The sequence below is a fragment of the Streptomyces sp. NPDC059668 genome (genome assembly GCF_042734135.1).
In the GTDB taxonomy this organism is placed as follows: Bacteria; Actinomycetota; Actinomycetes; order Streptomycetales; family Streptomycetaceae; genus Streptomyces.
Window position 1 is genome coordinate 4107 of record NZ_JBHWEL010000015.1, and the last position, 8670, is coordinate 12776.

At 71.2% G+C, this 8670-nt stretch carries 8 protein-coding genes; 5 read left to right on the forward strand and 3 right to left on the reverse strand.

Annotated elements, in window-relative coordinates; all coding sequences use genetic code 11:
• Positions 1-239: 239 nt before the first annotated feature.
• Positions 240-653 carry a pyridoxamine 5'-phosphate oxidase family protein gene (locus tag ACFV2J_RS13965; protein ID WP_385089736.1) on the reverse strand — a complete coding sequence of 138 codons (414 nt, stop codon included), beginning with the start codon at positions 651-653 and terminating at the stop codon, positions 240-242.
• A 145-nt stretch (positions 654-798) separates the two neighbouring features.
• Between ACFV2J_RS13965 and clpB the strand changes: the two genes are divergently transcribed.
• Complete coding sequence (gene clpB, locus ACFV2J_RS13970) at positions 799-3396, forward strand: ATP-dependent chaperone ClpB (RefSeq protein WP_385438719.1); 2598 nt, start codon at positions 799-801, stop codon at positions 3394-3396.
• 535 nt (positions 3397-3931) lie between these two features.
• Positions 3932-4462, forward strand: a complete 531-nt coding sequence (locus ACFV2J_RS13975) for a YbjN domain-containing protein (RefSeq protein WP_153289451.1) — start codon at positions 3932-3934, stop codon at positions 4460-4462.
• Between the two features lie 26 nt (positions 4463-4488).
• Here the strand turns inward: ACFV2J_RS13975 and ACFV2J_RS13980 are convergent, their stop codons facing one another.
• Positions 4489-5691: a glycosyltransferase family 39 protein gene (locus ACFV2J_RS13980; protein WP_385089742.1), complete on the reverse strand. Its 1203-nt coding sequence runs from the start codon at positions 5689-5691 to the stop codon at positions 4489-4491.
• A 251-nt stretch (positions 5692-5942) separates the two neighbouring features.
• Between ACFV2J_RS13980 and ACFV2J_RS13985 the strand changes: the two genes are divergently transcribed.
• Together ACFV2J_RS13985 and ACFV2J_RS13990 are read left to right on the forward strand one after the other, a co-directional pair.
• Positions 5943-6428, forward strand: coding sequence for a prevent-host-death family protein (locus tag ACFV2J_RS13985; protein WP_385089745.1), 486 nt, complete (start codon positions 5943-5945; stop codon positions 6426-6428).
• Between the two features lie 20 nt (positions 6429-6448).
• A complete protein-coding gene (locus tag ACFV2J_RS13990; protein ID WP_385089747.1) occupies positions 6449-6775 on the forward strand; it encodes a hypothetical protein in 327 nt (108 codons plus the stop codon).
• A gap of 80 nt (positions 6776-6855) precedes the next feature.
• Here ACFV2J_RS13990 and ACFV2J_RS13995 read toward each other — a convergent pair whose 3' ends face one another.
• A complete protein-coding gene (locus tag ACFV2J_RS13995) occupies positions 6856-8049 on the reverse strand; it encodes a pyridoxal phosphate-dependent aminotransferase (protein ID WP_385089750.1) in 1194 nt (397 codons plus the stop codon).
• Between the two features lie 202 nt (positions 8050-8251).
• Here ACFV2J_RS13995 and ACFV2J_RS14000 point away from each other — a divergent pair, with 202 nt between their 5' ends.
• Positions 8252-8578 carry a hypothetical protein gene (locus tag ACFV2J_RS14000; RefSeq protein ID WP_385089752.1) on the forward strand — a complete coding sequence of 109 codons (327 nt, stop codon included), beginning with the start codon at positions 8252-8254 and terminating at the stop codon, positions 8576-8578.
• Positions 8579-8670: the final 92 nt, after the last annotated feature.

An 8670-nucleotide genomic window follows, 5' to 3' on the forward strand; every position in this document is an offset into this window, starting at 1 on the left:
ACCCCCACCCCCCACAGTCACAACCGCTAACCCCCCGTCGATCTAGATCCCCCAGATACGACCCCCCGCGGCGCCGACACCGTGACCTGAACACGGTGACGCCGCTGCAGTTTTGGGCGAAACATCCTGGTATCCGAGCCTCGTCCCCCCGGGTGCGTCCCTCGGGAGCGTCCTCAGGGTGCGTCCTCCGCCACGGCGGCCGGAACCGGCCGTGCGGTGGCATCAGCCGTGCGGTGGGATCAGCCGTGCCCCAGCGCCGAGGTCAGTCCGATCTCGATCACCACCCGGGCCGGGTTGGGTGAGGGCGTCCTCCCGTACCGCTCCGCGTACCGCCGCTCCGCCTCCGCGACGCGCGACGGTTCGGTGGAGACGGTCGCGAGCCCCTCCAGCGTCGCCCACCGCCGCCCGTCCACCTGGCAGACCGCGACCCGGGCGCCGTCGGCCCCCGCGGCCCGCACGTGCCCCACCTTCGCGCTGGACCCGTTGGTGATGACCCGGGCCAGGCCGGCGTCCGGATCGTAGGTGACCCCGACGGGGACGACGTGCGGGCTGCCGTCCCCCCGGAGCGTGGTCAGCGTGCAGAGGTGCCGCTCCCGCCAGAAGGCGAGGTAGGCGGGGTCGGGATCGCGTGGGTTCACCGGATGTGCGGCCATGGTCCGAAAGGTAACCCGACCGGTGTGCCGCAAGTCGCCCCGGGCTCACCTTGAGTGGAATAGACTCAACTTTGTGTACGTTGGTTGAGTCAGTCCGTACGGGGAGTCCGTACCGGAAGTCCGTGCACAGGAGGAGACTGCGAACGTGGACGCCGAGCTGACCAACAGGAGCCGGGATGCGATCAACGCGGCCACCAGCCGGGCCGTGTCCGAGGGGCACCCGGACCTGACCCCCGCACACCTGCTGCTCGCGCTGCTCGGGGGGCAGGACAACGAGAACATCATCGATCTGCTGGCCGCCGTCGACGCCGACCAGGCCTCCGTACGGGCCGGCGCCGAACGGGTCCTGGCCGCCCTGCCCAGCGTGACCGGGTCCACCGTCGCGCCACCGCAGCCCGACCGCGAGCTGCTCGCCGTCATCGCCGAGGCGGCCGACAAGGCCAGGGAACTCGGCGACGAGTACCTGTCCACCGAGCACCTGCTCATCGGCGTCGCCGCGAAGGGCGGCCGGAGCGGGGACGTACTCTCACAGCAGGGCGCCAGTGCGAAGAAGCTGCTGGAGGCGTTCCAGAAGACCAGGGGAGGGCGCCGGGTGACGACCCCGGATCCCGAGGGCCAGTACAAGGCACTCGAAAAGTTCGGTACGGACTTCACGGCCGCCGCGCGCGACGGCAAGCTCGACCCGGTCATCGGCCGGGACCAGGAGATCCGCCGGGTCGTGCAGGTGCTGTCCCGGCGCACCAAGAACAACCCCGTCCTCATCGGCGAGCCCGGCGTCGGCAAGACCGCCGTCGTGGAGGGTCTCGCCCAGCGGATCGTGAAGGGCGACGTGCCCGAGTCGCTCAAGAACAAGCGGCTCGTCTCGCTCGACCTCGGCGCCATGGTGGCCGGGGCGAAGTACCGCGGCGAGTTCGAGGAGCGGCTCAAGACCGTGCTCGCCGAGATCAAGGACTCCGACGGGCAGATCATCACCTTCATCGACGAGTTGCACACGGTGGTGGGCGCGGGAGCCGGCGGGGACTCCTCGATGGACGCCGGCAACATGCTCAAGCCCATGCTCGCCCGCGGCGAACTGCGGATGGTCGGCGCCACGACCCTCGACGAGTACCGCGAGCGGATCGAGAAGGACCCCGCCCTGGAGCGCCGCTTCCAGCAGGTCCTGGTCGCCGAGCCCAGCGTCGAGGACACCATCGCGATCCTGCGCGGGCTCAAGGGACGCTACGAGGCCCACCACAAGGTCGTGATCGCGGACAGCGCGCTGGTGGCCGCCGCGACCCTCTCCGACCGCTACATCACCTCCCGCTTCCTGCCCGACAAGGCCATCGACCTCGTCGACGAGGCCGCGTCCCGGCTGCGCATGGAGATCGACTCCTCCCCCGTCGAGATCGACGAACTCCAGCGCTCCGTCGACCGGTTGAAGATGGAGGAGCTCGCGCTCAGCAAGGAGACGGACGCCGCCAGCAAGGAGCGTCTGGAGAAGCTGCGCCGCGACCTCGCCGACCGCGAGGAGGAACTGCGCGGGCTGACCGCCCGCTGGGAGAAGGAGAAGCAGTCCCTCAATCGCGTCGGTGAGCTGAAGGAGAAGCTCGACGAGCTGCGCGGCCAGGCCGAACGCGCCCAGCGCGACGGCGACTTCGACACCGCCAGCAAGCTGCTCTACGGCGAGATCCCCACCCTGGAGCGGGACCTGGAGGAGGCCTCCGAGGCGGAGGAGGAAGCCGCCGGCGACACGATGGTGAAGGAAGAGGTCGGCCCGGACGACATCGCCGACGTCGTGGGCTCCTGGACGGGCATCCCCGCCGGGCGGCTCCTGGAGGGCGAGACGCAGAAGCTGCTGCGCATGGAGGAGGAGCTGGGCCGTCGGCTGATCGGCCAGAGCCAGGCCGTGCAGGCCGTGTCCGACGCCGTACGGCGCACCCGCGCCGGTATCGCCGACCCGGACCGCCCCACCGGATCCTTCCTCTTCCTCGGCCCGACCGGCGTCGGCAAGACCGAACTCGCCAAGGCCCTCGCGGACTTCCTCTTCGACGACGAGCGGGCGATGATCCGCATCGACATGAGCGAGTACGGCGAGAAGCACAGCGTCGCCCGGCTGGTCGGCGCCCCGCCCGGCTACGTCGGGTACGAGGAGGGCGGCCAGCTCACGGAGGCCGTGCGCCGCCGCCCGTACAGCGTCGTCCTGCTCGACGAGGTCGAGAAGGCACACCCGGAGGTCTTCGACATCCTCCTCCAGGTACTGGACGACGGACGGCTGACGGACGGACAGGGCCGGACGGTCGACTTCCGCAACACCATCCTGATCCTCACCTCGAACCTGGGCAGTCAGTACCTGGTGGAGCCGCTGACCTCCGCGGAGGAGAAGAAGCAGCAGGTCCTGGAGATCGTCCGGGCCTCTTTCAAGCCGGAGTTCCTCAACCGGCTCGACGACCTGGTGGTCTTCTCCGCCCTCGACAGGCAGGAGCTGGAGCGCATCGCCAGGCTCCAGATCGAGCGCCTCGCGAGGCGGCTGGCGCAGCGCCGGATCACCCTGGAGGTGACCGACCCGGCCCTGGCCTGGCTCGCGACCGAGGGCAACGACCCGGCGTACGGCGCCCGGCCGCTGCGCCGCCTGGTCCAGACCGCGATCGGCGACCGGCTCGCCAAGGAGATCCTGGCGGGCGAGGTCAAGGACGGCGACACGGTCCGGGTGGACGCCTTCGGGGACGGCCTGATCGTGGGACCCGCGACCGGCAAGACGCTGTGACGCCGCCGAGGTGACGAGGTGAGGCGGGCGAGGTGACCAGGGCGGGCGGGCCCCGCCCTGGTACCGGACAGGCGTTCGTACGGCCGGCCGTCGGCGTCGTGACCGGTACCGGTGCCGCTCACCGGTACCGGTGACCGCTCACCGGTACCGGCGTCGGGACCGTGATCGACGGGATCGGCACGGTGACCGGTACCGGGATCGGTACCGCGCCGCTACCGCTACCGGCGCCGGGAGCGGGATCGGCGGCGGTGCGCGGGAGGGTGCCGGCCTCCGCGCCGCCCGACCGGTCACGTCCGTGAACGGATCGGTGGCGGACACGGAGCGGTACGACACTCCGGACGTGCCCCGCCGGGACTTCGCGGCCGGGGGCCGGAGGCCGTCGTACCGGGCCCCGCACCCCCCCCATGACGACGGGTTCCGCCCCGGTCGCCGGTGACGGGAACATGCCGCCCCGGCCGACAGGCCACGTCAGGGGTTGCCACTCCCCGCCCCGGATGGGGGAGGATGGCGGTATCCGTACGAAGGGAAATACACGGTGAGCATCGACCCGTCCTCGATTCCGAATTTCGGGGGCCAGCCCGAGCCGCAGCCCGGCGGACCGGCGGGCCCCGTCGTCCCGGATCAGGACCTCGTGAAGCAGCTCCTCGACCAGATGGAGCTGAAGTACGTCGTCGACGACGAGGGTGACCTCGCGGCGCCGTGGGAGGAGTTCCGTACGTACTTCATGTTCCGCGGCGAGGGAGACCAGCAGGTCTTCTCGGTGCGGACGTTCTACGACCGACCGCACCAGATCGACGAGAAGCCGACGCTGCTGGAGTCGATCGACGACTGGAACCGCCGCACGCTGTGGCCGAAGGTCTACACCCACACGCACGACGACGGCACCGTCCGCCTGATCGGCGAGGCGCAGATGCTGATCGGCACCGGCGTCGCCCTCGAACACTTCGTGTCGTCGACGGTCAGCTGGGTGCGGGCCGCCATCGAGTTCGACAAGTGGCTCGTCGAGCAGCTCGGCCTGGAGCAGGAAGTGAACGAGGCGGACAAGCCCGAGGACGACGACGAGTAGTCCTCACGCTGGTTTTCCGCCAGGTTCTACAGCGGCGTGTGCGCGATGACGACGAGATACGCGCCGTAGGCGAACGAGAGCCCGGCCAGGGCGCCGACCACCAGGACGGCGTGCCAGGGCCGGGCTCTTGCCGTCCGCACCAGCGCCCGGGCCAGCGGCAGCAGCAGCGGGAACGCCGGCAGCAGGAAGCGCGGCTTGCACTCGAAGAACCCGGCGCCGCCGAGCGCGATCAGCAGCAGGACGCCGCTGTGGACGAGCAGCGGCAGCGGGGCCCGGTCCGCGATCAGCAGCGCGTACAGCAGCACGGCCACCGCCACGATCACCAGCGACATCGGGAACACGAAGCGGTCCCCGCGCAGCAGCAGGTGCTTGACGAAGCGCAGCGCGCCCACGCCGAAGTCGAAGCGTGAGCCCCACAGCCGCTGCACCTGGAAGTACCCGCCGAGCGGATCGCCCTGGCGGCGGCCCACCCACAGTACGTAGCCGCACCAGCCGAGCGGCGCGAGCGCGGCGCCCGTCCACAGGCTGTGGGGAACTTTCCGGCCGCGCCGCCGCCAGACCTCGCAGGCCGCCGCCGCGAGGACCGCCGCGGCGACCGCGAACCCGTTCGGCCGCGACAGGCCCGCGAGCGCAGCCAGCGTGCCGGCCCACAGCCAGCGCCCGGTGAGCACCGCGTACAGGGACCAGGCGGCGAAGGCGGTGAGGACGGGCTCGGTGTACGCCAGGGACAGCACCACGGAGTGCGGGAGCAGGCCCCAGAGCAGGACGAGGGCGACGCCGACCGCGCGGCCGTGCAGCCGGGCCCCGATCGCGTAGATCCCGCACGCGGCGGCCGCGGCCGCCAGCCAGGACACCAGCAGTCCCGCCGCGCCCCCGCTGAACGGGGTCACCGCCGTGACCGCGCGGACGAGCCCCGGGTACAGCGGGAAGAACGCCAGGTCGCTGTGGACGACGGTGGGTCTGAAGTGCTGGGCGCGTACGTAGCCGTGCGCCGCGATCCCCAGGTACCAGAGGGAGTCCCAGGAGCGTCCGAGCAGGGCGAGGGGGTGCTTGCCGTGGGCCCGGGCGGTCCCGGCGAGCACCAGGACGCCGACGAGCCGGGCCAGGACGAACAGCCCCAGCGCGTACACGACGGCGGGCACGTTGCGCCCGGACCGCGCCGCGCGGGCGCGGTCCCCGTCAGCGGGCTTCTGGACGGCGGGAGCCGGAAGGGTACTGGCGTGGGTCACACCCGAACTCTGCGTCCCTTACGGGGCGTTTGCGAACGTTGCGCGTCCGCCGGGGTGCGGTTTCCGACGCTTCGGCGCGCCGTCCGCGGTAGCCGTCCCCCGCGTGTTAGGGCGCGTCGCGCCCGTGATCGACGCACCCTGCGGCGGCGCTGGCGGGCCGCCCGGAGCCGCCGGGCCGCCTCTTCCAGCACCTCGGTGCGCGTCGGACAGTCCCCCTTGGAATCAGATTGTGATCTGAGTAAGCTCTGATTATGTCTATCGGGCGTCTGGACGCAGAAACGGAATCCGTCTCCTTCACCGATCTGTCCCGTAACCCCAAAGGTGTCGCGGCCAGAGCTGCTGCCCTGGGGCGGCTTCGGGTCACCCATCGGGACGCGCCGGACATGGTGCTGACCACGGCTGTACGCGCGGAGGGTGCGGAGGAGAATCTGACCACCGCCTCGCGGCTTTTCCTCGCGCTGATGAAGCAGGACGACGGTGCCAGAGCGCTCGTCCTCGCCCTGCCCGAGGTGTTCCCCTGGGCGCGACACCTGGACGCGGAAGAGGTTCGGGCTTTCACTGTCGAGCTTCTCGAAGCGCTGTCGGACGCCGCCGAACTGGGGGCGGGAGAGGCTGTGCACCGCGCGATCGTCTCCTGGCGCGCCACGGCACGCATCAATGCCGATCCCGAGCAGCTCAGGGAATCGCTGCGTCCGCTCGATGGTGATGACCTCGGTCAGGTCGAGGTGCGTGGGTGAGCCCGAAGAAAGGAGACCGAGTGAGCGTTCCGCCCCTCAACGGGTGGAACGTCGTCTTCGGGACCACAGAGGCGGTGACGGGCTGGGAGGAACTGTGTCGCGTGGCCCTGCCGAGCGCGCATCGCTGCCTGGATGCTCTCCGAAGTGACCCCCTGACCCGGTCCAACTGGAATCGCCAGCATCAGTTGCGCGGCAGGCACGCCACCAAAGCGTGGAAGGGTTCCGACCTGGACCAGTGGGAGTACGAGGTCACCAGCGGTGGTCGAGTGCGCTACCTGGTCAGCGCGGAGACCGCCACCGTGATCCTCGTGTACGCGTCCCCGCGACACCCCAAGGACACCGAGTGAACCGTGGTCGCTCCGGGAGCAGGGTCTGAGCAGGTCCCGCACCCCGAAGCAACCGGGCGGCGCTCTCTTCGCGCCCCCTGTCAGACCGCCAATCGCTTGAGGCGGGTAACCGCCTCTTCCAACACACCCTTCCGCTTGCAGAACGCGAAGCGCACGAAGGGCGCGCCTGCCTCCCGGTGGTCGTAGAAGACCGCGTTCGGGATGGCGACCACGCCGGCGCGCTCCGGCAGCGCGCGGCAGAAGGCGAAGCCGTCGCTCTCGCCGAGCGGGCGGATGTCGGTGGTGACGAAGTACGTCCCGGCCGGCCGGAAGACCTCGAACCCCGCCGCCGAGAGCCCGGCGGCCAGCACGTCCCGCTTGGCCCGCAGGTCCGTACGGAACGCCTCGAAGTAGGTGTCCGGCAGTGCGAGCGCCTCGGCCACGGCGTACTGGAACGGGCCTGCGCTGACGTACGTCAGGAACTGCTTCGCCGACCGTACGGCGGTGACGAGGTCCGGCGTGGAGGTGATCCAGCCGACCTTCCAGCCGGTGAACGAGAAGGTCTTGCCCGCGCTGCCGATGGTGACGGTCCGTTCCCGCATCCCGGGGAAGGTGGCCAGCGGCACGTGCTCGGCGTCGTCGAACACGAGGTGCTCGTACACCTCGTCCGTCACGACGAGCAGGTCCCGTTCGACGGCGAGCTTCGCGATCTCGCCGAGTTCCTCGCGGGAGAGGACGGTGCCGGTGGGGTTGTGCGGGGTGTTGAGGAGGAGCAGCCGGGTGTTGTCCGTGACCGCGTCGCGCAGTTCGTCGAGGTCCAGCCGGAAGCGGCCCTCGTGCGGGCGCAGGGTGACCGGGATCCGGGTGCCGCCCGCCATCGCGATACCGGCCGCGTAGGAGTCGTAGTAGGGCTCCAGGGCGATGACCTCGTCGCCGGGCTCCACCAGGGCCAGCAGGCTCGCGGCGATGGCCTCGGTGGCGCCCGCCGTGACCAGCACCTCGCGGTCGGGGTCGTACGACAGCCCGTAGTGGTGCTTCTGGTGGACGGCGATCGCCGTCCGCAGCTCGGGTACGCCGGGGCCCGGCGGGTACTGGTTGCCGCGTCCGTCGCGCAGCGCCCGTACGGCCGCCTCCCGGATCTCCGCGGGCCCGTCCGTGTCGGGGAACCCCTGGCCGAGGTTGATCGAGTCGGTGCTGAGCGCCAGGGCCGACATCTCGGCGAAGATCGTCGTGCCGAACTCGGTGAGTCGGCGGTTGAGAAGCGGACGGCGGCCGTTGGAGGTCATGCCGGTCATCCTGCGCCCAAGCCGTGGAGTTCCTCAACTCACCCGCCGTCCGGCCCCGGTCCGCACCCCGGGCGGGGGTGTCCCGACTTCTGATGCTCAGGAGTTGCTCAACTCTGCTTTGGCCGGCGGAGCGCGGGGGCATCCCCCTGTCACGCACGACGCGAGGCGCCCACGGGGGGTCGCTTCGGGGGAACGAAAGGAGGGTGGCGCCATGATCATCGGCATCATCCTGGCGGTCTTCTTCATCGTCCTGATCGGCGTCCTCAGGGCCGGCCGCCGTGCCCGCGGGAAGGCCGGTTCGGTGAGGGCGCGGAGCTCCCGATCGAGCGGGAGCCTCCTGGGGGGCGGAACCGGCGGCGGGGGCAGCTGGTGGGCCGGCGGGGGCGACTCGTCCGGCGGCTCGTCCGGCGGCGGCCACCACGGGGGTCATCACGGGGGTCACTCCTGCGGCGGCGGCCACTCGTCGTGCGGCGGCGGCTCGTCCTGCGGAGGCGGGTCGTCCTGCGGTGGCGGCGGCGGATGCGGTGGAGGCAGCTGACACGGGGCAGCCGAGCTCCACACGGACCACGCGTCCGCAGCACGCGGAGGTTGGGGGGCCGGCGCCCCCCCCGGCGCGCCGCGCGCGCTGGG